Origin of the sequence: Heyndrickxia sp. FSL W8-0423, from assembly GCF_038009395.1 — a bacterium.
GTDB lineage: Bacteria > Bacillota > Bacilli > Bacillales > Bacillaceae_C > Heyndrickxia > Heyndrickxia sporothermodurans.
This window is the reverse complement of the sequence record NZ_JBBPBE010000001.1, coordinates 1,394,041-1,420,439: the sequence shown is the minus strand read 5'-3', so window position 1 is coordinate 1,420,439 and position 26,399 is coordinate 1,394,041. Positions and strand designations below refer to the sequence as shown.

Below are 26,399 nucleotides of genomic sequence, written 5' to 3'. Positions count from 1 at the left end.
TCTACTTATACTCTCGCTAAAACTGCAGGTCGATTGAAATATCCTACGTGTATAGCATGCTCTAGCATACGAAAAACAAAAGCTTTGTCTGGAGTTGGCACTTTCACCCCATTTTTATTCAACACACTCATTGTATGAGGACAAGTGTAAACAAGTGGCGAATCTTTAGCACCGTCTCCCTCTAAACCTGCCATTGCTAACTCCAAGCCTTCCTTATCCTTCGGTTGATCGGAGTACAAGTAATCTACATATTCTTGTTGAGGTAATAAATTTATGTCATACCCAAAGTCGTTTATTGATTGAATAAATTCTTTATAAGAGATATTCAATGGATTGCAAATGTTATAAACTCCACCGATAGATTCATCTAACATAGCAATCGTCGTAATCGATTTACTTGCAAAATCAACCATAGTAAAGTCCATTTTATAGTCCACATCCGGTGCTACACCTAAGAGGATGAATCCTTTTAACATTCGATAAACAGCATTATCATTAATGTTCATTTGAAACATGCCCGTCTCATATTGACAAGTAATGTTTCCCGGACGATAAATGGTAACGGGCAATCCTTTTTTATAATACTCCTCGACTAATTTCTCCGATTCCAGTTTACTATTAGTATATAAGCTCATAATTTCGGGAGCATCTGCTATATTAGTAGCCTGTAAGAACCTATCCCAATTCCCTTCCATTGCGAGGTCTTCAGGGATTCCTAATGTCGACACATAATGAAAACGAGCATTACATAATTGTTCGGCTAGCTTTAATAAATTCTTCGTGCTATCCACGTTCGTCTTCGTGAATTCTTCTTTGCTTCCAAAGTGGCGTACATCTGCACCACAATGGATGATCGAATTCACTTTTTCTTGGACCTTTGCATAGTCTTCTTTAGATAAGCCCAAATCAGCTTTCGTGAAGTCACCAGGTATAACAACCACTCGGTCTTTCAAGTTATAGTTAATATAGAAATTCTGTGGTGCATAGTAACTAAGCGTTGACTTTAAACGTTCTAAGCCTTCTTCCCGGGATTTCGCTCTTACTAATGCATAAACGGTTGTATTAGTATCTCTTACTAAATCGATTAAAATATGCGAACCAAGATAGCCCGTTACCCCTGTTAATAGTACTCCCGTTTGCGAAACTGCCTTATAATCCAAATTTGTATGTAAGCGTTTTGGATGTTCATATAAATCTGTTTCCTTTAAGTTAGTAAATACATTTTCCTCTGTTTCTACTACCTGATCGTGCCTAATCTTTTGAGCTAATGCTTCAATCGTCGGATAGGTGAAGAAATCATTGATTTTTAAGGTTGGGAAATCCTTTTTTAAGATTGATAGCGTCGCTAGAACCTTTAACGAGTGACCTCCAATTTCAAAGAAGTTCTCATCGACACCGACTGATGATAGTCCGAGAACACTTTTCCATGCTTCAACAAATTTTTCCTCGACTTCATTTGAAGGCGCCTTTTTATCCTCATCAAAGCTTGACTTCAACTCGATTGGTCGCGCGGCTAACTCTTTGCGGTTAATCTTTCCGCTTGGTAATTGCGGCAGATCCTCTAACTCTATGATATAAGAAGGAATCATATATTTAGGTACCTTTGTGGTTAAAAAGTCTAACACCGCTTTTGGTGATCCAATCTCATTATCTTTTTGTTTATAGTATGCAACCAGAATTTTGTCGCCGTTAACATCTGCTGCTACAATGGCGCCGTCTTCGATGAAATCTACTTGCAATAGCTTATCTTCAATTTCACCCATTTCGACACGATATCCACGAATTTTCACTTGGGAATCTTTCCGACCAACAAATTCAATATTTCCGTCATCTAAAAGTTTCACAATATCTCCGGAACGGTACACCAAATGATCGGATAGATGAGTTTTTACGAATACCTCTGAAGTTTTTTCCGGTAGATTTAAATATCCTTCAGACAGGCCTTCTGTTTCAATAAGCAATTCACCTGGTACACCAATTGGATTTAAATGATCCTTTTCATTTACAATATAAACGGAATAATTCTTCAATGGTTTTCCGATTGGAATATTGACTAAGTCTTCCGGTATCTTATCTGTCACAGTATAAGTGGTGGAGAGTACGGAACATTCCGTCGGTCCATACACATTAATTAATGGAATATTTCCAAAGCGATTTTGGAATAAACGAGCGGTTTCTCCTGTTAAAGCTTCTCCTCCGACTCCAAAATATTTTAAGTTACGAAAAGCTTCTACATCTTTATCTGTTGCATATAAGGAGAACTGCTTCAACGCACTCATCGGTAACATCATGGCTGACGTGATATTTTCGCGCTTAATGGCATCTGCAAATAGACTTACATCTAACCGTTCTTCCTTTGAAAGCATATATAAGCATGCACCAGTGAAAATCATCGGGCAAAGCTCCAGTAACGATGCATCAAAAGTTAATGTATAAAATTGTGTTAACGTATCTTCACTCGTAATATCGTAAATTTCTAATTCGGAGTAGCCAAATGTGATAATACTTTTATGTGGAATTTTAACCCCTTTTGGTTTCCCCGTTGACCCTGAAGTATAAATAATATATGCAATATCCGTCGCTTTCACATCTACATGAACAGGTGTTGCTGGGCCGGCAATATTTTCAATGTTCATTATTTGTGCATCTTCAGGCGCTACGCCATCAATGAGATGCATGCTTTCCCGATTTGTAAGAACGACTTTTGTATTGGCATCCTGCATAATATATGCATTTCGCTCGTTTGGGTTGTCCGGGCTTAGCGGCACATATACCGCTCCCGCCTTCATGACCCCTAACATTCCAACAATGGCCTCAATGCTTCTTTCCATATACACGGCGATATAATCCCCTATTTTGACCCCATTCGTTACTAAATAGTTTGCTACTTGATTGGAGTATTTCTCTAATTCTCGGAAAGTAATTTTTTCAGATTCATTGGAAAGGGCATATTTCTTAGGATAATTTCTAGCCGTTTTAGAGAAGATACCGTGTAAGGTTTCCCCCTTCGGAAAGTCCTTTTTATTATCGTTGATGCTTTTCCATAGATCTACTTCTTCGGGTGTTAATATTTCTAAATCAAGTACCGCCTTTTCTTTATTGTTATTAAGGTCAAGTGCTAGAATATTGAAGCTAGATAAGTAGCGTTGCTCAAAATTGGCATTAATTATTTGCTCTGTTCCAGCTAAATAGAAGCTATTCCCTTCTACAACCAACTGAAATACAATACCTTCCACGTCTTCGATTTGCTTATCTGTGAATATAATATGGTTTGTACTAGCCTCTACTCCGTCTTTTAAAAGAGCTTCTTGTACCATAGAAACTACTGTTTTAACTGTAGTCTCCTTTGAGAAAGTGATTTCCAACGGGTAAAATTGACCATCCTTATGTATATCTAGAGAAACCGTCTCTTCATTTGTCATGCGATGAATCCATGAAATAAAAGCTGTTACAAGCAAAACATTGTCTGTATAGGGTAAGTTTTTCAAGGAGGTTTTGAATTTATTGGAAGTTGATTTCAGTTCTTGTTTTACTGGAAAATTTAACGTATTAATAATTTCATTGATATTTGCTTTGATGTTAATCTGTTTTGTCATAATCCCTCTATCCTTCAATTATTTATGGTAGATTCATAAAGCTCTAACAGGTGTTCTAGATTTCCATCACGAACACCTGTCCATTCACCTTTATACCTATCTTTCAGCCTTTAAAGTTGATACAACACTATCTAAACCTTCTGCCACTTGGCTCATATCTTTAGCTGATTGGATGATTGTTTTAAAAGTTGCTTCTTGTTCCTGAATATTTTCCGAGATCGTCTCTACTGTTTCATTATTTTGATTTGTGATTACCGATAACTGTTCAAAAGTTGATGTTACTTGTTGGTTCCCTGCAGCAATTTGTTGTGTTGCCGCCGATACTTCTTGTATACGAACAGCTACTTTACCAGCAGAATGCAAGATTTCAGAGAAAACTTTCTCCGTTTCTTCTACCAATTTGACCCCTTCATCAACAAATTTTGCTTCACTTTGAATGGATTCAACTGCTTTCTCTGTTTCAGTTTGAATACCGGAAATAAGTTCTTCAATCTGCTTAGCTGATTCCCTTGACTGCTCTGCAAGTTTCCTTACTTCATCAGCTACTACTGCGAATCCTTTTCCTTGTTCTCCTGCCCTTGCAGCTTCAATGGCAGCATTTAAAGCTAATAAGTTAGTTTGGTCTGCGACGTCGGTTATTAACTGAACAATCTTACTGATTTCATCTGAGCGTGTTTTCAAAGCTAAAATGCTATCTTCCGAATTTTTCGTTGAACTACTGATATAGGCCATTTGCTCTTTAACTTTGTTGACTGATTCATTCCCTATTTGAGCTTGCTCTTCCGTTTTAACAGAAAGCTCACTGACATCTGTTGAATTACGTGCAACTGAATCAACACCAGTAGCTAATTCTTGTAAAGATTGGAGAACTTCATCTGTTGCCTCCGTCTGAGTATTAAAACGCGACGACATTTCGGTAATTTCACTTGTTATCTGTTCAATTGTTTTACCTGACTCTTCCACTGAGGAGTAAAGAGTATTCGCATGATCTGTAGTCTCACTAGATGCAGATTTCACCGAATTTAAGAGTTTTCCAACCGTTTCAACCATCACATTAAATTTAACTGCTAATTGACCAAACTCACCTTTCGTCTCTTTTAATTTAACTGAATAATCTCCATTTGATACCTTTTCAATCCCAACCATCATGCCCTGGATAGGTCTAAATGCTCTGTTCATAATAAAGTATTGAATCACTGATGCCACAATCAATAATCCTATTAAAATACTAATAATAATCAGCGTTTCATGATGTTTACCCTCAATATAAGATTTTGCTTCAAAATCTACTCCGTAATAAGCTACTACATCACCTTGCGCGTTCATAATTGGTTTTAACACCGTAATCCATGTTCCAAAAGAATCTTTATAGGGTTCAGAAGAGACTAATGACTTTGTCTCTTTCATTTTCTTAATGGCTTTGGCAATGATTTCAGGCTGTGTATACATATCTCCGATGTTAAGATTGGATTTCTTGAAATCCTCCATAAGAAAGGTTGGTCCTGAAACAACACTCGTATCTGTACCATTTTTCAACTCAGTCCCAAAAATGTACCCTTGGGCCACTGCAGGTTGATATTTTGCTAATTTATCAAAATGTTCGACAAGACTTTTCGAAATCTCACTATTCTCATCCTTACTTTCCATTAAGGATAAAATATCATCATTATTTAAATCTTTTGACCAAGCCTTTACCGTGTTGGTCGAATCGGTTGCTAACTTATCCATTAGAAAATTCATGTCTGAAAAATAACTAATGCTTGTAACAACAATAGCAACTACTAATGTACTTATGACGCTTACCATCGTAAATCGCGCTTTGTATGAAACATTTGCAAAACTAAAGAACTTCTTCAAAATAATCATTCCTTTCATTATTTTATTAAATCTCTCCAGATAATTACCAAATCACTAGGTCTATACTCATTCATTACCATCCATGCGCTTCCATCAAATATAGAGGTTTAATAAAGGTTTTACACAAGAAAAAAAAGCTCACCAATTAAAGATTGGTGAGCTTCTAATAAAATGAAATTAAATAAAGCTATAGCTATACTTCTAAACTCATTTCAAATTTCCAATCCTTCTTGGTAACCCGGCGGTCCTAGCTTATAAGCCTTAGATCCGTAGCTTTGCGTCCTTATCTTTCAATAAGTTTGCCATTATCATAAGGTAATCCTTTATTAAATTGTATTAGCTAGAAATCTGTTTCTAATTTAAAGATAGGATGTATAAGTAGACCTAAATAACTACCAATCCAATAGGATATTGTACTCAAGCAAAAGAGGGTTACTTGGTTAATTTTACCCATACTAAAACATTATACAGGGTAAAATGTTATATGTGAATAATAAATAGGGAATTACTTTAAAAATGTGAACTTTTTGTGCAAACCATTATTGAGTAACTAGTGATATATAAATAAGCGGAGATTCTCCGGTTATACTGCTGAATAAAGTTTGGTTTGGGGGATATAAGCGGAAATTTTCCGATTAAGCAAAGAAAAATTACCTATTTTCATGTTTTTTGAGTAAATAGCCGGAAAACTTCCGTCTATTTTAGCTAATTTCAGTGCTATTATGCTAATTAAGGGAACTTTCTCCGCTTATTTATCAGACTCGCTTTAGCATCTAGTGCGCTTGTGATTTTGTGAAAAAAAAGAGTCTGGGATATAACTAGCATCAAATAGTGAGAAAGGTGAATCCTTATATTACTTTAGTAGTTAGCGGGAATTTTCTTAAATTCCCTGCCATTAATGTGAGGACAGAATGATATTGAAATTCAATACGTTTCTGATTAGGGCACATATAGGTATCTGTTTCTTCATCTGAAGCCGGCTTTCAATAGAAGGTCGGGGCTTGAGGTGGGACCCAGATATTTTTCAGCCAATTTATAAGAGCCTTTCCACCCCTCGATGGCATCTCCTACTGCTTTGCCTGAAATTATCATCTGTTGGTTCGATGATTCATACCTTTGCGTCTCTTGGACTTCCTTAGGGATTCTCTAAATAGGAGTTTATTCGCACTGGGTAGCCCCTCATATAAAAAAAACTTGAGGTAAATACCCCTTCAAGGTTCTACTAATAGTGTTCTAAATAAAATTATTTTTTTCCTTTAAATGTTATAGTAATCTCTACTACTTTCTCTCAGGAAATCAAATTTAGATTGCATGTAATTAAACTGTGACTGTTGAAAAATAGAGCATTCTGCCTAAACAATAAATTCTTTTTACGTACCATTTTATTTTGGCAAAACATCATATAGGGATTAAATAGATTATTCTTATTAAATGTATAAAAAGCTATTTACTCGTCTCTTAGTAGTCCCACAAAAAGGAAACCTTGAAGACACTTGGCCAATCAAGGTTTTCTTTATAATAATTCTATTTTGTTTTAACAGCTTCTTTTATTTGTTCAATTACTTGATAGAGCCACTGAAGTGGTTCTAAACCAAGAGGGGGAAAGTACACACCATCTGCACAAGATTGAATGTAATCATTCTTTTCATTATTCGCATATTCACTTTTGATAAAGTCTGTTAAAAAGACAATGGCAAATTCCAGATACTCTTTACTTTCCTCTGCTAATAATTCTTGTAATGCCTCTTCTGGAGAATCAATATCCTGATGAAAAGTTCCAGCCAAGAATTGAAAAACAGGTTCTTCTAGTTTGTTGGAAGACAACATAATATCTCACCCCTTAGTATTAAATTGCTTGTTGGTCAAATGAATGCAGTTGATGAAGGGGCGTCTTCACCTTTTCTTTTGCCCGTTTAATTTGATCATTGTTTCATCATCATGTAATTTTGGTAAGTGTATAATATCTCTGACTTTCTTCTATTTGAACAATTTATACTTTATTCGCCACCTCATATAAAAAATAATACCTTAGAAGATAATAAATCCTCTAAGGTAACTGATGTTATGATTGTTTTAGTTTTGTAATATCACAATACTTAATAGAAAATTTCTTTAAAAAATCCAAAGCATTTTTAGTTACCACTAACTCTCCTCTTGATGAAAGGCAAAAATGATGTCCAGACCAATCATTGAAATGCTCTCCTTCTACTTCAACCTTGCCAAGGGGAATAAATCTAGTAAAAGAAGGAAGTTCTTTATCAGGATACAGTTCCATAAATACATCATACCTTCATTTAAATTATCCTTTATCACTTTTCTATTACTGTAAGCCTGTTTTATCGCATTTGTAACTTGAACTCTATTCCAATCACTTGGAAAAAATGTGGAAGGCACCTTTTTATTTTTCTCTTCCAACTATTGCACGGTATACCCCATGTTTATTAGGAGAGTCCGTTACCTCAACTATTTTGCCCCCCATTATACTTTCATGATGATAACCTACAGCTTTACGTTTTTTGTCTATCTCACCAGAAATACATGATTAAACGAACCATTAGAAAATATATCATCTTTCTCTATACCCTATGTTGTAAAGCTGGTTTTATTAAGAAACCTTGAAAGAGTTTTTACTCAATCAAGGCATCCAATGTTTCAAAGTCCTATTTCGTTATTACTGCTTTTTTTAATTGCTCCACAACATTATTTAACCATTCAATTGGTTTTAATTCTATAGCCGGAAAGTAAATTTCAGCATTTGATTCTATAAACTCCTCTTTTTCATTGTCAGAAAGGTTACTATTTAAAAAACTTTCTGCACAGTAAATTAATATTTGAATCCAATCTTTACTTTGCCTATCAATATAATCTTGTAAGGCTTGTTCTGGAGACTCTATATCTTGATGGAAATTTCCACCTAAAAAATTGCTTAATTCATCCTCAATATTTACATTAAAAAATTCTTGCATTTTGTCCTCCCTATTTTGTTGGATAGCCAGTTAGGATAAAATTCGACGCTGAAGTATCTTTTTGTAAAATGAATTTTAGCATTTGAGTAGTCTTCAACTTGAGTTGTGCCTCTCTTAACACCTCTACCGATTGGTGTACCATCACCTTTATAATTTAACACTAAATTATCCTTTGAGGAGCTATTCATCCAATTTTCTATTTTCTTAGCATTGGTCGGATCATTAAAAGTTTTATTCACTACTTTTTCTGCAGTAGCTCTATCTTTAAATGCTGATGAAGCAGTTATCTTGGAATTCCTGCATATCTTGCTAGTTTGTCAGAGTTTGTGAACCAATGAATAACACTAATCTCTGCAATTAAAGCGGATGAAGTAACCGTATCAATTCCTGGCATGGTTTCAAGCTGCATCCCTAACGTTTTAATGGTGTTACAGGTACTAAATAATTTGATTAAACTTCATAAAGGGCTTACAATCCTTATCTCCGCTTCGAAAATAATAAGCAGTTCATTCGGCACTAGGCAGCGCCCACAAAAATTAAACCTTGAAAGACATTTTGCCAATCAAGGTTTATTAATAACTTCTCAATATAATCAATTATAATCAATATTTTCTATATATAATTCATCTCCATCTCCAGCTAATTTCCCCATCGGGATAAACCGCAGGTATATATATACCCTTTTTCCTATTTTCATTATCAATAATATACCAATTGCTATCATCTAACCATTCTTCGCTATAATTAGTTTCTTCAAAATCATTTTCCTCATCAACAATCGCCGAAAAAAAATCGTTGAATTTGTCTATATTTTTTGAAGGGATAATTTTAGCATTAATCCACATTCCTTCAACATTAATATTGACTATATCTCCTAAAAATTCGTTTAAATAGTATAGTTTCAAAATTCTCACTCCTTAGGCAAAACCTTAATATATTGGCTAGGAACTTCCCCTTTAATCAAATATTCATTGTCCCTTTTAGTCCAGTTAATCGCTCTATTCTTCCAAAAATCAGAAGAAACAGTATCTCTCTCAATTAACTTTTGAATTTGCTTTGGAGAGAGTATAACAACGTCTTTTACCTTTCCAGACTGTATATCTTTCCGTAAGGCTGATATATCTAGTTCAATTGCATTTTCTCCATAATTTCCAATCACATTTTTATTATTTGTAAAACTAGTATAAGGACTATTAGATTTAGCTCCTTTTCTGTAACCTCCAAGTATATGCTCTGTAACAGTCACTTGTCGCCCTTTATATAAACCTTCCTTACTCGCTGGAACTAAATCACCTGAACTCGATATATGAGGTTTACCAGTTCCATTTGGTCTAGTTGGAGAGTGAAGTAAACTATCACCTCTATATAAATTACTTCTTTTGTTAGTAACAGTAGCATTATCTATACCCTTAGTACCATCCCCAAACGCTTTCCTCGCCACTAGCTGAATCTGATCCTCCAGACGATTCATCACATTATAAGGAATGGGTCCTGCTGTCACAGTTCCCAAAGACGGACTCAGTCCCTCAACTTTTGTTGTTATCCCGCCAAATCCGCCAACTTTCGTACCTAGATTGCCAATTTTGCTGATCCCTTTATCGCCTAAAACTCCAATTCCTAAAGTCGTAAAAAGATAAGTAAAATATTCACTCCTACTTTCCGCATCTCCGTTGATGACATCCCGTACAAAACCGTCTTTTACAGCTTTCACCATATATTTGCCTGTATCAACAGCTCTTCCGAATACAGCTTTTGAATCAAGGTAAAGGTCGGTTCCGATTAAGCCTGCTTTCCTTAGAAGGTCGGGGCTTGAGGTGGGACCTAGATATTTTTCGGCCAATTTGTAAAGGCCTTTCCAGCCCTCAATGGTATCTCCTACTGCTTGCCCGGAACCTACATATATTCCTTTCAAGATGTTATCAATTGTTGGTTCAATGATTCCTACCTTTGCGCCGTCTTGGACTTCCTTAGGGATATCTGTGACGACTTCATAATAAACATTTGAGTCCTTTCCAATCTTCTGGTATTCCATAACGATAAGCCCGTCTGGATAGACCAGGTATTTAATACTTTTGTAGTTTCCGTAAGCTTCCCTTTTAATCGTTTGAATGGGAGTCATGTTTCCTTTTTGTACAAATTCACCTAGTAGACTCCGATAGGCTTCTTCCCTCATTAATTTCTGAGGTGTAAAGTTGGTGATGATTTGCTTGTTTCCCTTAAGATTCGAATCCATTTGTTCGATAAATCGGGACATCGTTTGAATGTCTTTACGAACGGAATCCAGTGATCGTGTTGCTTGTTTGTCAAAAGAATGCAGCTGATGAAGAGTCGTCTTCACCTTTTCTTTTGCCTGTTTAATTTGATGCATTGTTTCGTCATCTTGTAATTTTGGTAAGTGGACAATATCACTGACTTTCTGCATGATGCGATTGCCTTCGTCCGTTAGTGAACTTGTTACACTTTCAACCTTTTTTAGGCCATATTCTAAGTTGTAATCAAGAAAAACTTCGTTTATCAACCCATTTTCATCTGGTTCTAGCCCATGCAGGGAATGTTTCATATTTTCTATCATCGTATCATAATTTGCGAGAAAGGATTGAAAAAAGAGTAGAAATGTTTGATGAATTTCTTGATAGTAGGAGCGAATTGCCTCGCCGCTTTTCCCTTTTAACGAATCTTCCAGTGTAATGATTCCGTCAATGGCATGCTGTAATTGTTCAATTTGCTCATTCAATGCTTCCAGTCGTTCTTGAATTTGATCCATACCAGCACGGAAACCGTGAACATCAAGTACTTTCATTTTTCACCAGCTTTCTATTTCATCGCCTGAAATTGTCCAGATACTCTTCTTTCTTACTTTTAATCGCTTACTTCGCGGCTATTTCACTTTTTAGTAAAAAAGATTGATAGATATATAGAAGTTTTTGCACATTAAGTCGCGAAATAATTATGGTTATATTATCCAACTAAGGATAAATAGAGTCAATTTGAATTTTTGTTGTGAAATAGAGGGTCTTTACTCCTATTTAAATAATTTTTTATCATTGAGGGGTGAAAAACTGAAGATTTGCGGTTCTTATTGCGCTGATACTTTCCATTAAATTACACATTGTGGATATTAGGAATGGATTTTTTGTAGATTAGAATTTTTTAATCAAGAAATTCAAATAATTTTCACAAAAAATAACCAAGGGAAAATTATCGATAAGAAATCCCCTTTGTTACGAAATTCCTTCTAACCTCTTCTAGATTAAAATTGTTCTTCATACTTATAAAATAATTGTTGAATAAGGGAGGCTTGGTGAATATCTCTTATAAACCGTATCGGCCGTACTATAGCCAGGTTAATCCTTACCTGCCAAACTATACACATTTACCTTCGCATAGGGGGAAAAGAGCAGAAAGCTCAAGGAATTCAATTTATGATCCATATAACAAGTTCAGAAAGCCGGTAAGGAGTAGCCGTTCAAAATGGCGACAACGCTACTCCGACCAAAAAATGTTTCCTTACAATTATTTTGAACATCCTTCCCTTCGTAATGGGAATAACGTCATTTCTCAGTTTCAAATACCCGAAATAGGCATGCAACCCGAATCAGCAATACAAATGATACTTGATGAAATGATGTTGGATGGCAAACCTACTCTTAATCTTGCAACATTCGTTACTACTAGAATGGAACCTACCGCAGATCGTCTCTATGCAGAAACATACAACAAAAATCTCATTGATAAGTGCGAATATCCACAGACAATGGCGATAGAGAATCGTTGTGTTAGAATATTAGCCGAGCTCTGGCATTCTCCTGATCCGCTTCATTCAATTGGTGTTTCAACATCAGGTTCATCAGAAGCATGCATGCTTGGAGGGCTTGCATTGAAACGGCGGTGGCAAAAAGCACGAAAGAAGCAAGGCATGTCCATTCATCGGCCAAATATCGTCTTTAGTTCGGCAGTTCAAATTGTATGGAAAAAATTTGCGAACTATTGGGATGTAGAACCGCGCTATGTAAACATTACACCAGATCACCTTACTATGGATCCTGAAGGGGTACTTGCTGCGGTAGATGAAAACACAATCGGTGTGGTGCCTACTTTTGGTGTGACCTATACTGGCCTGTATGAACCAGTCGAGAAAATCGCAAAGGCTTTAGACGAACTTCAGTCAAAAACGGGTCTCGATATACCAATACATGTTGATGCTGCATCGGGTGGTTTCGTAGCACCCTTCCTTCAGCCAGAATTAGTTTGGGATTTTCAGCTGCCTAGGGTAAAATCCATCAATGTTTCCGGACATAAATACGGGTTAGTATACCCGGGTATTGGATGGGTCATTTGGCGTGAAACTGAAGATCTCCCCGAAGATCTCATCTTTCATGTATCCTATTTAGGTGGGAACTTCCCAACATTCGCCCTGAGCTTTTCTCGCCCAAGCGCCCAAGTACTGCTTCAATATTATAATTTCCTCCGTCTAGGAAGAGCCGGGTACTATGAGGTACAAAAAGCCTCTCAAACAATAGCACATTTTCTTAGCAGCAAGCTTCAAGCAATAGGACCATTTGAAATTTTGACAGATGGCTCAGATATTACGGTAGTAACTTGGCGACTGAAAGAAGGATCCACCTCCAATTGGTCTCTTTACAATTTATCTCACCAATTACTTGCATTTGGCTGGCATGTTCCAGCATATCCTTTACCTGCAAACATGGAAAATGTAACAATTATGCGTGTTGTCGTTCGAAATGAATTTTCCATTAATATGGCTCAATTATTCTTGAATAACCTTAAACAGGCCGTATCTTATCTAAATTCTTTGGATCACCCAACGCCACATGAAACATACTGCGACATTAATTTTCGCCATTGATCTATATTAGAAAAGCCCAGTTTCGACACTGGGCTTGGATGATTATTCCTTTTTATGCTTCACAGAAATCTTCACAACATCATCGATATATTTCATTGTATTATATCCATGAATAACCAATCTTTTGGGAATCACTTTTTCTTTAGGATTGTCGGTTTGTAATGTCATATTATAAACAGTTTCGAAATAACGCGGCTGCTCGATTTCTTCATATGCGAAAGGGTTTAAATTCATATCGTATTCTTTACCGTTTTTATCAACGAGCACTCCTTGAGTCTCACTTTCCATTGAACTCGGTTCATTTTTACCATCACCAAAAAATTCAAAGTCGAGCGTCTCGTATGCACGATTCTTAATTTCAGAATTGCTTATTACAACCTTGGTAGGTTTTCCAACCTTCACCTTGTCAATGGAGATTTTACTTCCCGCATATTCAAAGGTTTGAGGATATTTTTTAGAAGCATCCAGTTCAATAGTTTTTTCGTCTTTAAACGTTAATCGAGCAGAAGCGAATTGAACGTTTACCTTTTTTGGTTTTTCTCCAAAAAGAGGGTTAAAGTTCGACTGATAAATGATCCAATCCCCGACATATTCAGCGGAATAACCGTTATACAAATCAGCTTTCACTTTTTTATCATTTACTACTATATTGTCAAAATTAGGACCCTCGACTTGCTTATCCGTCCGTTCATTATTAATAGCAAAGTCCAGAACCGTTGTTGTTGGAGCTACGGTTAACTTATCAAAACGAACTGGAATCCCCTCAATCTCCGTTTCTCCATTCAAGGCATATTCAAAAGATGGCTTTTTTGTTAAAGGAATCTCGAAGTTCCACTTCCCGGATTCTGCTTCTTCCATGCCCTCGTAACCCCATACGCTATTCCTATTAGAGGAATCACGAACTAACTTCTGAAGCTGTGTAATTGAAAGTTTTATAACCCCTTTATCTTTTAAAAGTGGCTGCAGACTAATCTTTCCGTGATACACGTTCTTTTCTTTCTTGTTTATATCCGATTTTAGATCAGGAGGATAGAACCTTAAATCTGCTTCGCTATTCATTTCAATTTCGTTATCGACAGAAACCCCTTCCCCATTATCTATAAGATATTGATTATCTCCCTTTGTGTCTTCTATTTCATAAAAAACTAGTGTCTGAATATCATCAGCAATCGCACTCTTAATTTTAATTTTTATCCCATTGTTTTCAGCTTCCAAGTTCAGCCTTTCACCCAAGCCTTTTTGCAGAAATGGGCGCAATTCTGGATCTTCTTCTGTCCATGTATAGTAAAGATTAGTAAATGAGCCAGTAAATATCCCTATACCTATTAACAATGCGAAAAGGCTTGCAATAGCAATCCCTATTTTTTTGCGTTTCTTGTTTTTCAATTTTCTGTTCTTTTCCTTTTCCGCGAACCTTGCTCTGACATTTTCCATGAAATCAGAAGGTACATGGAATTCTTCAAACATCCTTTTGGTTGAGTTTAACAAAGTTACCATGACTTCTTGAAAGGACGCCAAATCCTCCCGACAGTGTTGACACTGATGCATATGTACCTCGAAATCTATCTTTTTAGAACGATCAAGATTTTTTTCTAAGTAATCAACGTAATTCCTATGGTATTCATTACAGCCATTAAATGCTTGCTCATAGCCCATTCCTTTTCTAAGCGACTGGATTCCAAAGAACAAATGATCTTTCAACTTTTCTACTGAAACTTGGAGAAGATGTGCCACTTCCTCCTGCGAAAGTCCTTTTATATAAGTGAGGGTCAACGCTTCTTTCTCATATTTATTCAACTGATCAAGGACATTAAAAAATTGCTGGTGTGTTTCATTTTCCTCTATAGCTTGTGGACTTTTTTCATTAGAAAGCTCCCGGCAGGTTTGTATAAAAATAGATGTAACCTTCGTTTCAAATGATGTTTCTTTTTTTAATCGTGGCAACTCTTTGTGGACATTTATAATGGTCCGGTAAAAAAGCTCCCCCATTTGCATTTGATTCCTAAGATAGGACCACCCCAAAGTATAGAACGACTGTTTATGCAGATCGAACCAATCGATGATGGATTCCATGCCCTTTTCTCTTTTTGTAGTAATGAAAGTGGGCTCTATTTTTGCTGGAATCATCAACGCATTCCCCCCTCGAATATTCTCATTAAACCTAATGAAAGTTGTATTTTAATACTACTCTATCATTCTTTCTTTTAAAAAGGTTATCATTATTCTGATTTTTATTCTTAGATGTTTTCCGTATAAAATCTCCCCTCTAAAAAACAATATTATCCCTTTCTTTTTTATTGTACATGATTTCTTTTAAAGCGTAATTGCAAGAAAGGTACAAAAAAGCTATCACATTTAATCAAGTGATAGCTTTTTTGTTTTTATTTTTGAAAGTTGTTGATCAACTTATATTGTTCCAAGTACAGCGATACTCTAAAACTCAGCCCCGGTTTGATAAGGATCTTCTTGCGGTGTATTGTTTGTATTACCGTTATCGTTGTTGTTATTTGTATCGCTGTTATCAGATGTACCGGATAATAATTGCTTAAATGTTGTTAGAGATTGGAGAGGATTACATAAGTCATCAAATAATGCTTGGTTATCCACAGAACTAGCACCTGCATATTGATCAGCACCCGATACGTAACCCGCAGCAGCGGTTGTTGCCCAACCAGTTCCATATTTTTCGGCTGCATCTTTATTGGCCTTCCAATGGGAACCACTATTACAGGCCTCCACAGCAATCCACACAGCATTGTCTAAAAATACACCAGATTCGGCAGTATTGTTACATCAGTCGTTATCGCGCTATAAAGCTTATGCAAAAATTTTATGGGTAACAGCCGCCAGAATTTCATTACCAGTCTCTAAATCTTTTCATTGTAAACACTGTTTATCCCGTTGAGTAGCGATGAAATTCAATACATGATGTTTGGCCGGAGCAGCATGAATGGCTCCTTTAACGGAGGCAGTTAGGGCCCCACTTGCATTAGCAAATGCAAGGATTCGCTGATGGTTTTCGCTAACTTTTTCACAAAGATTCTCAATCGTTATGTCTAGTGATTGTAATTCTGATAGGAATCCCCCGATAAAAGCATCACCCGCGCCGGTTGTATCAGCTACTGTCACTTTAAATCCCTTGTCTTCATAGTGATTTCCGTTTTTCAAATAAATGACAGCTCCCTTACTTCCTTTTGTATAAATCACTACTTTTACATTTCCTGTAAAAAGAGATTGGATTGCTTCATTTTCTGTTTCAATCCCAGTTATAAAAGTCAATTCTTCATCAGAAACCTTTACTATATCGGCCAACGGCAAAAATTCATGAATAGTTCGGCGGCAGCTCTCTTCATCTGGCCATAAAGGAAGCCGGACATTTGGATCAAAGCTCACAATTCCGCCTATTCTCCTAAAATCTTCAATAACCTTTTTATGTGTTAGTTTTATCGGACTTTCAATTAAATCAACTGAACAAAAGTGGAGAAGGTCCCCCGGCTGAAACCATTCTGACTTTACCTCTTCTGGTGAAAGCAATAAATCTGCGGCATTTTTCCGATAAAAATTAAAACTTCTTTCCCCATTTTGATCCACAGAAACAAACGCTAACCCGGTCTCGCCTTCATGGCTTCGTAAACAGTATGAAGTGTCTACTCCATTTTCCTTAAGTATGTCCATTATATAATCGCCAAAATGGTCATTGGCTATTTTAGTTAACATGACAGAGTTGCCACCATATTTCGCTACAGCTATCGCAACATTCATGGGTGCCCCGCCGGCAACTCGCTCAAAGCTGGTGACTTCTTTCAATGTTTTATTTTTCTGAGCTGGAATAAAATCGATTAATGTTTCACCAATACAAAAAACTTTTTTCAATGTTTTCACCCCAAAACAAGGAACAAGCGCATAACGCTTGTTCCTTTGTATTTTATCTCCATATATCCTTTAGTTTCCAATAGGTAAAATCAATTACATGGGCATCGCCATTTTCAGTAAATAGTTCGATACCTAATCTTTCCTCTTTGGGATAAATGCGGCTAGTCAACGTTGCCTGACCATCATTAACAAATACCTCTATAGAGGATCGATCAATAAACACTCGTAAGGATAGTACCTGATTCGATTCGACCTTTGTTCGTCTAACCCCATCTTCACCCTTACCGGACTTAGTGCAATCGAGCGTTAACTTTTGATTTTCTATTTGATACAGTAATGTAGTCTCTTCTTGGTTAATTCCACGAATTTTCAAGCCAACAGATTCAGCAGCGGTTTTCGTCAAGTCAAATTCTAGCTTTAATTCAATTAGATCCTCTTTTGTTTCAACTAAATGAGTTCCAGAGAAAGATTTATCGGTACATACACTATTCTTTAATTCACGTAAAAAAGTTAACTCCTCAACAGGATTCATTAAGATTTCGATATTTTCTCCTAATGTTAATTCCCTTGGCAGTGTTAATGCACCACACCAGCCATCTTCCTTCGTTGGCATATTTGATTCCCACATATCCATCCAGCCAATCGCGATTCGGCGGCCTTTATCATCTAGGAGTGTTTGGACAGCATAGAAATCATGCCCATGATCTAATTCAGTGAAGGAACCATGTATGAACTTATTTGTTTCGTAATCATACTCACCGATTAAGTAACCTGTTTGAAACAGATTATTATATAAATCTCCTTTTGCTTCCATACCTTGTGGCGAGAATATTAAGACATATTTTCCGTCGAGTTCAAAAAAATCCGGACATTCCCACATATACCCAAGGGTTTCATCACTTTCAGCCAAGACACCAAGATACTCCCATTGTCTTAAATCCTTTGATTTATACAGAATCACTTTACCGGTATTTCCTTTTCGAGTGCCTAGAACCATATACCAGTACTCCCCATGTCTCCACACTTTTGGATCCCGGAAATGTCCGGATCCTTCCTTTGGGTGCTTTGAAATCACCGGATTGGCGGCTTCTTTTGTAAAATGAATTCCATCTACACTTGTCGCAATGCATTGTGATTGATCAACTATATCTTTTTCACGATCAACAAAGATATTCCCTGTATAAATTAAGGTTAATACCCCATTATCATCTACTGCACTTCCTGAAAAGCAACCATCTTTTTCATAGTCTTCTGTCGGTGTAAGGGCAATCGGCAGGTGTTCCCAGTGGACCAAATCCTTACTCTTCACGTGTCCCCAGTGCATAGGTCCCCAATTTTCATCAAATGGGTGATGTTGATAGAACACGTGGTACTCCCCTTTGTACTGAATTAAACCATTCGGATCGTTAATCCAGTTTGCAGGAGCCATGATATGGTATCCTAATCGATACCGATGATTCATTTTCACCTTTGCCTTCTGAAGGGCTTCTTCTGCTTGTTGAATTTTAGATTGTGTTAACACTTACAAAACCTCCTACACGACTTCTTCTAACATACCTACAGGTTGATTAGTTCTTTTGTTTTTTTTAGAGTTTAATAGAGTAAAAATTGAAATAATGGTAAAGGTTAGGACAACCACACCCAGTGTGAGATAGGTCTGACGAAAACCAATACTATCATATAATCGGCCAGCAATTGGTGAAAGAATCGATTCACCAACCTGTTTAGCAAATTGGAATCCTACTAAATACAATACAGAAGATAAACGTGTATCAAAATTAGCGGCTAAATATTTAAAAATAGCAATTAGCATAATTGGTAATTCAACCGCATGGATTAATTTCATAGATGAAATTCCAATTGGTCCAACAACAAGTCCTGAACCGATAATTCTTATGGCCATTAAAAATCCCGCCAAAATTAAACTGTTCTTCGCACCTAGTTTATTAACGATAAATGGGGCAAGGAACATCATGCCTGCTTCTAAAAATACTTGGAATGAATTTAAATATCCAAAGACTTGATTTCCCATTGCCTCATTCGGGAATAACGATGAATAGTATACAGGGAATTGTTGATCATAAACACCGTAAATACAGGTAACCCCAATAACATACAGCATGAAGAACCAAAAATCTTTTAAAAAAAAGAGCTGTCCGGCATCCTTCAATGTAATGGACTCGGCTCTCTCTATTTCCTGATTTGTGATCTCTACCTTTACAGAGATGATAATACCTACTAGTATAACCGCCGAAATAGAGGCAACCCAAAAGTTAATATTCGGATTGACATTAAACAGTTGTCCTGCAAAGAAGGTAGCAGCCGCCCAGCCAAGTGAACCCCACATTCTTGATTTCCCGTATTCAAAACCATATTTACGGCCGATTTTTTCAACATATGATTCGATTGCACCAATCCCCGCGAGAAAGGCGATTCCTAAGTAAAGTCCTCCAACAATTGCACCTAATAGAACATTATATTGTAACAGCGGTCCATAAACATAAATATAAAATGGCCCGACAAGTACTAGTAAAATACTGATAAAGAACAAGATATTTTTCTTTAAACCTATTTTGTCAGAGATATAACCATAAAGCGGCTGCATACATAATGCAAAGATTGCGTTCGCAGAAAAGATGATACCTGTCTCTGTCCCGCTTAATTTCATCTCTTGCCCTAACCAAATGGAAAACAAAGAGTAACTAGATGACCAAGTAAAAAAGAAAAAGAAAAAATAAGCACTTAACTTCCAATAGAGAGTTTTTGATTCCTTCATGTTCATTCTCCTCGTATAGTAGGGTCTAAATTATTTTTAAAAAAATAGTTTAGGTGAAAGCACTTTCAAGGAGATTATATGTCAACCGCTTTCATATGTCAACCCGTTGACATATAAAAAAATAAAAAACACTGCAATAAGCAATGTCTTTACGCTGATGTCCCTTTTGATAATTTAACAGGGAGCCGTGTTTCTAGTGGAAAATCAGTAAATTCTCTTTCTATTTCTTTTAGTAAGATATCGATCGCTGTTTTGGCGATTAATTCAATAGGCTGCTTAATAGTTGTTAATTGAGGCAATAAAATTTGAGCTGTTTCCGTTCCGTCATAACCCACAACCTTCACATCGCCTGGTACATTTTTTCCTCGGCTTGTGGCTTCATTTATAAAGGATGCGGCAAATATATCGTTTGTTGCAAAAACGCCGTCGACCTCCGGACACTCATGAAACAATCTGCTAATGACATCCTGCTGGCTTTTCTTATCAAATACTTCCGGAATTTCATAAATAATGGGGGCCCTTCCGTACTCCTCCATCAAATCTACATACGCTTTTCTTCTTAATCTTGCTGGTGTTTCTAATTCCCCCACTCCATCTATCAGAGCAATACACTTACAACCATCTTCAATTAGTAGATCGGTCGCCATTTTCCCACCCTCATAATTATCAGAGCTTACAACAGGAATCGTTTCTGAGAGATAACGGTCAATAGCAACAACTGCTAAACCCTGCTTGTGGTAATCTAAAATACCTCGATTATGTGTGCCAACGATAATTCCATCCACTTGATTTCTCAATAACATCTCTAAATATTTTTCTTCCTTATCAATCTGGTTTAAACTGTTACAAAGTAACACTTTATATCCCAAAGATGCACAAATGTTCTCTAAATGGAAAGTAAGTTCACCAAAAAAAGGATTGGATGTTGTTGGCAAAATTAAGCCAATTAAGTTTGAACGTTTATTGAATAATGTACGTGCAACATCGTTAGGAAAATAGTTGAGTTCATTCATCGCTTTTTGCACTTTATCTCTTGTTTCATTACTTATGTAACCGCGATTATTTAAAACACGTGATACTGTAGTTGGTGAAACCCCAGCTAATTTTGCCACGTCTTCAATTTTAGGCTTCATTATAAGTCCCCCTGCAATCTCTACAAAAATCAACCAATTATATTATATCATAAAAGAATATTCGCCCACCCTATTACCAACATACCCAATGATAACCAATCCAATATATTACATTATAAAATCCGGAACGTACTTTCCAATAGTTTTATATTTATTGATTTTTCGTGCGAAATATCTAAAATAAGGATTCCAACGTAAGGCAGTAGAATAATAGGTAAAAAAACGATAAAATCCAAACGTTTAACTCCTGCACCTGATCGTAATACGGAAAGATGTGTAAGGTTTTCGATTATGATAAAATATGGGTAAGTATAAGTTGAAAGGAATGTTTTAATGGCCATTCCGAACGAAAAAGAGAAATATTCATATGCCGATTATCTAACATGGAATGAAGGTGAAAGGCTTGAGTTAATTGATGGAAAAATTTTTAATATGTCTCCTATCCCTTCACGCAGGCATCAACAGGTTCTCAGGGAATTATCTACAGCTTTTTCAGTTTTCCTGCGAGAAAAAGATTGTGAAGTTTTTTTCGCGCCATTCGACGTACGGCTTTTGGCAGATAACAAACGAGACGATGATATAAATAATGTTGTTCAACCCGATTTATCAATTGTGTGCGATAAAGAAAAGCTTGATGATAAGGGGTGTAAAGGGGCTCCGGATATGATTATCGAAATCCTTTCACCTTCATCTGTTAAGTTAGATCGTTGGAAGAAATATCAACTTTACGAAAAAGCAGGTGTACACGAATACTGGATTGTTGACCCGGTTAACAATTCTGTAGAAATACATCTTTTAATCGATGCTCAATACAAGTTTCAGGGAGTCTTTACAAAAGATGATACAATTTCAGTTAATCTTTTTCCCGATTTTAAATTAGACCTAAATCGAATATTTGCATAGATAACTTTAATTTGACTCTCCTAATATTTAAGAGCCACTCCTTATGGAAAGGCTCTTTTCTTACGTTGCATATATTATCTTACTTACAAGCAATGTGGGCAACTGATGAATTAGTGAAAATCATATCAACGAATCTGTTTTGAGACCGAAAAATTTAATGTACAAGGAGAAAATTTATCACCATTGTGGGTGCATTTATGGTTTTCAGCTCTTTTCCATGATTGTCATAAATACTTATCGTGTTATCGGTATTATCAACGGTATAAAATTTTTGTTGAATATAAGACAATTTTTCTACTGGATGTTTCGTCTCAAAGCTGTTCAGTGTTTTACCTGTTTTACTGTCAACGATCACTACTTTAGATCCTTCGGCCAATTTATCCGAAAAATTCGTTACCGCAAGCTCATCATTATTAATGTTTAGTATGGAAGTATGCATATTAAGGAACAAATTATTAGAAATTAAATGGATAATAATTTCTACCAATCTATGCAAGCTATATATGGGCAAAAAAATAGGTCGGAAATGTAGTAAAAACTTCATCTCCACCCTATCATCTGTTTTAAGAAGGTGATGGTGCAGGTCACACTAAGGTTACTATCAATAATAATTTGGTTTTAACGAATTATTTACTCTAAATGATTAAAGAGGGTTTGGTTTCCAAGCGTTTTCACATATTGGGTAATTTTAAATTTATTTTTGATTTGCCCTATCTTCAATAAAATAAATTATTTCTAATATTGAGGGCTCTACCATTCTTATTTCCTTTATTACGGTTTTTAGAAGGCTATTTCTGGATAAATCACCTTCTAGTAAAAAACCTTTCGATTCCCAACGGTTTTCATCCCATACTTCAAGTGTATCATCTAAACACTCGTCCCATTCATAAACCCCTTTCTTAGTTGAACGCAATCGGATAGGACAGCTCCTTTTCCGTGCAGATTGCTCGTGATAAGTTACCCATAGTTTCCAATTATAGTTTTTATCAAAAGTTAATAAAAAGAATACCGTTTTTGTCTGGTCCTTGGTAGTATGAATAATTGATTCGTGAATCCACGGGGCAAAGAGTATTCCAGAAATTGCAGCATCATTATATTTGTTCATTGCAATTGAAAACCATTGGTATTCTTCATTTTGTAACTCTTCCCAATGTTTTTCAGGTTCTATTAATTCAATTTCCTTATGGCGAATATCCCAACCATTTATAAGCTCGTAGGATGGCGTTGGGTCAACTAACATCCAACGGTCCCCGTCAAAAAAAGCTGCACATATATGGTCCTGTTCGTCATTATAAACATCTCGTTTAACTCGAACATATTTTGTTGGAATATCCAAATGAAGCATACAAGAAACGAATAAATTTGAAAAATCCCCACAGGTCCCTTCCCTTAATGAAAGTGTGTCAACATCTGTTCGTACTAATGGAAAATGGGGCTGCTTTAGACGGCTATAATTAATATTCGATACCAGCCAATTGAATATCCAATATACTTTTTGCTGATTATCATATTGGCTAGGAATTTGTCTAATTAAATCTACAATAATATCAGCTTTGGGATGGCAATAGGTTCGTTGTTTAAATATTTGTTCAATTTGAGTGCCTTCCCACTTATCTTGATTCCTTGCCTGATTAACCTTTGAAGCTGATTTTTTGACATCAGAAACTTTACCATTGATTAATTGTTCAATTTCATTCACATAACTTACCATTTAAGTCCTCCGTTTTTTTAGAACGTCGGTAGTTTATAGGGGTATGATACGTCCGTTCAAATCTTTTTAACCCCAGTTAGTTGTTTTAGATTTAGCATAATTAACCGCCCCCTTTATATTTATACTTTTATTGGTCATTTTGTTGTTCTGAGTTGTTAAATGATAACTTCATATTTAAGGATACATAGTTATTCTAAAATTCTAACATTTAATCAACTTTTGCCACAAAATTATACCAATATGTGTGTTGAATTGTATATCGAAGGCATACAAAAAAAGTAGTCCAATTTGAAGTACTAATTTTCATTTTGTACTCCAAAACTGAACTACTTGCAATTAAAGGATATTACAGCCTGATATTAAAATCTTACCCAACGCTAGGGTGTCTTCAAATAGCGCTGAACCCCCATATAGTCCGTATAGTGATTATCCATTTGAAGTTTCATACTCTTCTACGCACTCCTATATATGACCGCTCGATTACCTTTATTTCTTCGTTATTGGTGTGAAAGATATATAATTCGCGGTTTTGATTTTCAGAATGCAGTTTTTTATACACTTTCCATGCTGCATTGCCGTTTTCAAAGTCATCAATTACTGACATCTCTTCGATGATTCTTTCTTTTCCTCTTGTTTTTGATTTTAAAGCTTCTACTAAGACACACCGTTCCGGAAAATGTTGACGTACTTCAGACCATTTCATTCACATGCGCCTCCATTCATAAGTGATATTATTTCATTATTTTTTTATTCTAACACTAGGTTTGCTCCAGATAACATACATGCCTCTGTAAGAACACTTTTTAAACCATTTTAGCCTCTTCCATTGCCCTTCTCCGCTTCTTCCCTCGCATATGCTAGGATAGACTCTTTTTAAATAGTTAGAAGGAAGATTGTAGGCGTTGAATACCACCCACTCAACTTTATATTTTTTAATTTAAATCGTCTCTTTTCCTTATTTAATTTAGTGTAATATCTAGATCACTCTTCCTAACAAAACTATTAATTCCATATTATCATAAAACATTGCTCTATAGCCCCTAAATGAACTTGGACAGTAAGAGTAATAAATATTATACTACTTAATGTACCAAGGAGGCTGACATAATGAAACGAACAAAACACTCAAAAGATTTCAAATTACAAGTCGTAAAAGAAGCCACTGAGACAGACAATAATTCGTTAGTAGCACGTCGATACGAACTGAATCCGAACATGGTAAGTCGTTGGATTCGTGAATATAAAGATGGCAAATACGGTGAAGTAGATGTTACTGTGCTGCCAGATATTGATTCTAAAGAGTTATCCGAGGAAAATGAAAAGCTAAAAATAATATTAGGTGAAAAAGACCTTGAAATCGCCATTCTACGAGATCTTATAAAAAAGAAAAACCCTCACTTGCTGAAAAACTTGAAGTAGCCGATAGTTGGATTCAAAAAGGCTACCCGATCAAAAAAGTGCTGAAAATCATTGGTATTTCTCGATCCACATACTATTATCAAAAGAACTATCGTGTGGAAGAGAAGAAAGTAAGTGAGGGACGGCCAGCACCCGGTTATTCCATCAAAGAGGACGGCCAAAAGGTATCTGACGAACAAATCAAAGAATACCTACTTGAAGAAATTGCAGGCGATGGCTTCAACTATGGCTATCGTAAATTAACAAAATTACTTCGTCGAAAATACCATCTTATCATTAACAAGAAAAAAGTTTACCGGTTGTGCAAAGAACTTGATATTTTACGCCCGCAACGGCAAAAGAAAGTCTCATACCCTAGAAAACTAGCACGAAATCGGACGATTAAAAGTTCGAACAAATTATGGGAAATTGACATTAAATATGGCTACATCGAAGGTGAAGACCGATTCTTCTTTGTATTGTCCATCATCGATGTTTATGATCGTAGTATTGTCGAATACTATATGGGATTAAGCTGCACAGCAAAAGACCTAAAACAAACTCTTTTGCGGGCATTATTCAAGCGCCAGCAGATAAATGAAAGGGAAAAACCTGTGATTCGCACAGACAATGGGCCACAGTTTATCTCCCATACCTTTGAAGAATTTTGTAAAAAATATACACTAGAACATGAAAGAATTCCACCAAAAACGCCAAATATGAATGCTCACATTGAGTCTTTTCATAGAATTTTTGAAGATGATTGTTTATCAAGATGGCAATTTGAAACGTATGCACAAGCCTATGAATCAGTCGCAGAGTTTATGGTGTTTTATAACGAAAGACGCATGCATTCTAGTATTTTAGACTTATCGCCAAATGAGTTTTATGAAAAGCAACAATGTGAAAACGTGAAAATCAAAGAGGTACGGGTTTAATCGCCCCTTCCATTTTTTTCTTCCTTTTGTCCCAAAAATTATTTCAGCCATTTCTGGAATGGAATCAAGGGCGACGATAGTCGGGCGTAGCCTTTACCCTTGAAGGAATGGAAGCAATGGCTATGATCTCAAAAGGACAAAAGGAAACGAAAAAGAATGTAGTTTTAAGATAAAGTGAGATTAAGAGAAATACTGTCCAAAATTCGGGGGTTAATCCGATTGTCACCTTTTTATTGATGCTTAGCACGGCCCGAATTTTTTTGCTTCCCAATTTGTTCTACACGATGTAGTCCCTAATTTTAATTTCATAGGCAAAGACAGCTCAAAATTAAAAGAGCCATATAGGCTTGGCTCTTTTAATTTACATTAGTATTAATTTTG

The 26,399-nt window shown here is 36.1% G+C and carries 23 protein-coding genes, 1 pseudogene and 1 riboswitch; of the genes and pseudogenes, 4 read left to right on the top strand and 20 right to left on the bottom strand.

Going from position 1 to position 26,399, the window contains the following annotated elements; all coding sequences use genetic code 11:
• Positions 1 to 5: 5 nt before the first annotated feature.
• The 10 genes and pseudogenes from MKY81_RS07120 to MKY81_RS07075 form a co-directional block, all read right to left on the bottom strand.
• Positions 6 to 3,596, bottom strand: a complete 3,591-nt coding sequence (locus MKY81_RS07120) for a non-ribosomal peptide synthetase (RefSeq protein WP_341117279.1) — start codon at positions 3,594 to 3,596, stop codon at positions 6 to 8.
• Between the two features lie 96 nt (positions 3,597 to 3,692).
• The gene (locus MKY81_RS07115) at positions 3,693 to 5,402 is read right to left on the bottom strand and encodes a methyl-accepting chemotaxis protein (RefSeq protein WP_341117276.1); all 1,710 of its coding nucleotides are present in this window, start codon (positions 5,400 to 5,402) and stop codon (positions 3,693 to 3,695) included.
• A 280-nt stretch (positions 5,403 to 5,682) separates the two neighbouring features.
• Positions 5,683 to 5,767: riboswitch (cyclic di-GMP riboswitch) on the bottom strand.
• Positions 5,768 to 6,977: 1,210 nt separating this feature from the next.
• Positions 6,978 to 7,280 carry a contact-dependent growth inhibition system immunity protein gene (locus MKY81_RS07110; protein WP_066235530.1) on the bottom strand — a complete coding sequence of 101 codons (303 nt, stop codon included), beginning with the start codon at positions 7,278 to 7,280 and terminating at the stop codon, positions 6,978 to 6,980.
• Positions 7,281 to 7,515: 235 nt separating this feature from the next.
• Entirely contained in the window at positions 7,516 to 7,728 is a 213-nt protein-coding gene (locus tag MKY81_RS07105) for a hypothetical protein (protein WP_341118821.1), read from the bottom strand.
• Positions 7,659 to 7,847: an EndoU domain-containing protein gene (locus MKY81_RS07100; RefSeq protein WP_235598386.1), complete on the bottom strand. Its 189-nt coding sequence runs from the start codon at positions 7,845 to 7,847 to the stop codon at positions 7,659 to 7,661. Before MKY81_RS07100 ends, MKY81_RS07105 begins: the two co-directional genes overlap by 70 nt.
• 266 nt (positions 7,848 to 8,113) lie before the next feature.
• A complete protein-coding gene (locus MKY81_RS07095; RefSeq protein ID WP_034767636.1) occupies positions 8,114 to 8,419 on the bottom strand; it encodes a contact-dependent growth inhibition system immunity protein in 306 nt (101 codons plus the stop codon).
• On the bottom strand, positions 8,398 to 8,658 hold the full coding sequence (locus MKY81_RS07090) for a hypothetical protein (protein ID WP_328007374.1): 261 nt from the start codon (positions 8,656 to 8,658) through the stop codon (positions 8,398 to 8,400). Before MKY81_RS07090 ends, MKY81_RS07095 begins: the two co-directional genes overlap by 22 nt.
• A 53-nt stretch (positions 8,659 to 8,711) precedes the next feature.
• A pseudogene (locus MKY81_RS07085) lies at positions 8,712 to 8,843 on the bottom strand (transposase); the annotation flags it as partial.
• 199 nt (positions 8,844 to 9,042) lie between these two features.
• A complete protein-coding gene (locus tag MKY81_RS07080) occupies positions 9,043 to 9,333 on the bottom strand; it encodes a hypothetical protein (protein WP_231553261.1) in 291 nt (96 codons plus the stop codon).
• Positions 9,330 to 11,219: an LXG domain-containing protein gene (locus MKY81_RS07075; protein ID WP_341117274.1), complete on the bottom strand. Its 1,890-nt coding sequence runs from the start codon at positions 11,217 to 11,219 to the stop codon at positions 9,330 to 9,332. The genes MKY81_RS07080 and MKY81_RS07075 overlap by 4 nt, the downstream gene beginning before the upstream one ends.
• Before the next feature lie 699 nt (positions 11,220 to 11,918).
• Here MKY81_RS07075 and MKY81_RS07070 point away from each other — a divergent pair.
• A complete protein-coding gene (locus MKY81_RS07070) occupies positions 11,919 to 13,286 on the top strand; it encodes a glutamate decarboxylase (RefSeq protein WP_341118749.1) in 1,368 nt (455 codons plus the stop codon).
• 42 nt (positions 13,287 to 13,328) lie between these two features.
• Here the strand turns inward: MKY81_RS07070 and MKY81_RS07065 are convergent, their stop codons facing one another.
• The 7 genes from MKY81_RS07065 to MKY81_RS07035 form a co-directional block, all read right to left on the bottom strand.
• Positions 13,329 to 15,413, bottom strand: a complete 2,085-nt coding sequence (locus MKY81_RS07065; protein ID WP_108070041.1) for a sigma-70 family RNA polymerase sigma factor — start codon at positions 15,411 to 15,413, stop codon at positions 13,329 to 13,331.
• 306 nt (positions 15,414 to 15,719) lie between these two features.
• On the bottom strand, positions 15,720 to 16,037 hold the full coding sequence (locus tag MKY81_RS07060) for a hypothetical protein (RefSeq protein WP_328019056.1): 318 nt from the start codon (positions 16,035 to 16,037) through the stop codon (positions 15,720 to 15,722).
• A gap of 126 nt (positions 16,038 to 16,163) precedes the next feature.
• Positions 16,164 to 17,159: a carbohydrate kinase family protein gene (locus tag MKY81_RS07055; protein WP_108070039.1), complete on the bottom strand. Its 996-nt coding sequence runs from the start codon at positions 17,157 to 17,159 to the stop codon at positions 16,164 to 16,166.
• A 52-nt stretch (positions 17,160 to 17,211) separates the two neighbouring features.
• Positions 17,212 to 18,621 carry a glycoside hydrolase family 32 protein gene (locus MKY81_RS07050; protein WP_066229993.1) on the bottom strand — a complete coding sequence of 470 codons (1,410 nt, stop codon included), beginning with the start codon at positions 18,619 to 18,621 and terminating at the stop codon, positions 17,212 to 17,214.
• Positions 18,622 to 18,693: 72 nt separating this feature from the next.
• Positions 18,694 to 19,935 carry an MFS transporter gene (locus MKY81_RS07045; RefSeq protein WP_066229985.1) on the bottom strand — a complete coding sequence of 414 codons (1,242 nt, stop codon included), beginning with the start codon at positions 19,933 to 19,935 and terminating at the stop codon, positions 18,694 to 18,696.
• A gap of 149 nt (positions 19,936 to 20,084) precedes the next feature.
• Positions 20,085 to 21,068 (bottom strand): LacI family DNA-binding transcriptional regulator, encoded by a 984-nt coding sequence (locus tag MKY81_RS07040; RefSeq protein WP_066229982.1) that lies wholly within the window; start codon positions 21,066 to 21,068, stop codon positions 20,085 to 20,087.
• A 113-nt stretch (positions 21,069 to 21,181) separates the two neighbouring features.
• Positions 21,182 to 21,409, bottom strand: coding sequence for a hypothetical protein (locus MKY81_RS07035; RefSeq protein ID WP_202759751.1), 228 nt, complete (start codon positions 21,407 to 21,409; stop codon positions 21,182 to 21,184).
• On the opposite strand from MKY81_RS07035, the gene MKY81_RS07030 reads away from it, so the two are divergent.
• On the top strand, positions 21,402 to 21,971 hold the full coding sequence (locus MKY81_RS07030) for a Uma2 family endonuclease (protein ID WP_107920422.1): 570 nt from the start codon (positions 21,402 to 21,404) through the stop codon (positions 21,969 to 21,971). The genes MKY81_RS07035 and MKY81_RS07030 overlap by 8 nt on opposite strands.
• A 154-nt stretch (positions 21,972 to 22,125) precedes the next feature.
• On the opposite strand, the gene MKY81_RS07025 is transcribed toward MKY81_RS07030, so the two are convergent.
• The 3 genes from MKY81_RS07025 to MKY81_RS07015 form a co-directional block, all read right to left on the bottom strand.
• Positions 22,126 to 22,482 (bottom strand): hypothetical protein, encoded by a 357-nt coding sequence (locus MKY81_RS07025; RefSeq protein ID WP_328019055.1) that lies wholly within the window; start codon positions 22,480 to 22,482, stop codon positions 22,126 to 22,128.
• Positions 22,483 to 22,665: 183 nt separating this feature from the next.
• On the bottom strand, positions 22,666 to 23,682 hold the full coding sequence (locus MKY81_RS07020; RefSeq protein WP_341117266.1) for a transglutaminase-like domain-containing protein: 1,017 nt from the start codon (positions 23,680 to 23,682) through the stop codon (positions 22,666 to 22,668).
• A gap of 442 nt (positions 23,683 to 24,124) precedes the next feature.
• The gene (locus MKY81_RS07015) at positions 24,125 to 24,385 is read right to left on the bottom strand and encodes a hypothetical protein (protein WP_066229970.1); all 261 of its coding nucleotides are present in this window, start codon (positions 24,383 to 24,385) and stop codon (positions 24,125 to 24,127) included.
• A 404-nt stretch (positions 24,386 to 24,789) separates the two neighbouring features.
• On the opposite strand from MKY81_RS07015, the gene MKY81_RS21090 reads away from it, so the two are divergent.
• Complete coding sequence (locus tag MKY81_RS21090) at positions 24,790 to 25,101, top strand: transposase (protein WP_063440906.1); 312 nt, start codon at positions 24,790 to 24,792, stop codon at positions 25,099 to 25,101.
• A 38-nt stretch (positions 25,102 to 25,139) separates the two neighbouring features.
• Complete coding sequence (locus MKY81_RS07010; protein ID WP_382920601.1) at positions 25,140 to 26,018, top strand: IS3 family transposase; 879 nt, start codon at positions 25,140 to 25,142, stop codon at positions 26,016 to 26,018.
• The last annotated feature ends 381 nt before the right edge of the window (positions 26,019 to 26,399 follow it).

Coding starts and splice junctions, on each gene's coding strand:
- MKY81_RS07120 (WP_341117279.1), bottom strand. CDS start 3,596: ATGACAAAACAGATTAACATCAAAGCAAATATCAATGAAATTATTAAT.
- MKY81_RS07115 (WP_341117276.1), bottom strand. CDS start 5,402: ATGGTAAGCGTCATAAGTACATTAGTAGTTGCTATTGTTGTTACAAGC.
- MKY81_RS07110 (WP_066235530.1), bottom strand. CDS start 7,280: ATGTTGTCTTCCAACAAACTAGAAGAACCTGTTTTTCAATTCTTGGCT.
- MKY81_RS07105 (WP_341118821.1), bottom strand. CDS start 7,728: ATGGAACTGTATCCTGATAAAGAACTTCCTTCTTTTACTAGATTTATT.
- MKY81_RS07095 (WP_034767636.1), bottom strand. CDS start 8,419: ATGCAAGAATTTTTTAATGTAAATATTGAGGATGAATTAAGCAATTTT.
- MKY81_RS07075 (WP_341117274.1), bottom strand. CDS start 11,219: ATGAAAGTACTTGATGTTCACGGTTTCCGTGCTGGTATGGATCAAATT.
- MKY81_RS07070 (WP_341118749.1), top strand. CDS start 11,919: ATGTTTCCTTACAATTATTTTGAACATCCTTCCCTTCGTAATGGGAAT.
- MKY81_RS07065 (WP_108070041.1), bottom strand. CDS start 15,413: ATGATTCCAGCAAAAATAGAGCCCACTTTCATTACTACAAAAAGAGAA.
- MKY81_RS07050 (WP_066229993.1), bottom strand. CDS start 18,621: ATGAATCATCGGTATCGATTAGGATACCATATCATGGCTCCTGCAAAC.
- MKY81_RS07045 (WP_066229985.1), bottom strand. CDS start 19,935: ATGAAGGAATCAAAAACTCTCTATTGGAAGTTAAGTGCTTATTTTTTC.
- MKY81_RS07040 (WP_066229982.1), bottom strand. CDS start 21,068: ATGAAGCCTAAAATTGAAGACGTGGCAAAATTAGCTGGGGTTTCACCA.
- MKY81_RS07030 (WP_107920422.1), top strand. CDS start 21,402: ATGGCCATTCCGAACGAAAAAGAGAAATATTCATATGCCGATTATCTA.
- MKY81_RS07035 (WP_202759751.1), bottom strand. CDS start 21,409: ATGGCCATTAAAACATTCCTTTCAACTTATACTTACCCATATTTTATC.
- MKY81_RS07020 (WP_341117266.1), bottom strand. CDS start 23,682: ATGGTAAGTTATGTGAATGAAATTGAACAATTAATCAATGGTAAAGTT.
- MKY81_RS07015 (WP_066229970.1), bottom strand. CDS start 24,385: ATGAAATGGTCTGAAGTACGTCAACATTTTCCGGAACGGTGTGTCTTA.
- MKY81_RS21090 (WP_063440906.1), top strand. CDS start 24,790: ATGAAACGAACAAAACACTCAAAAGATTTCAAATTACAAGTCGTAAAA.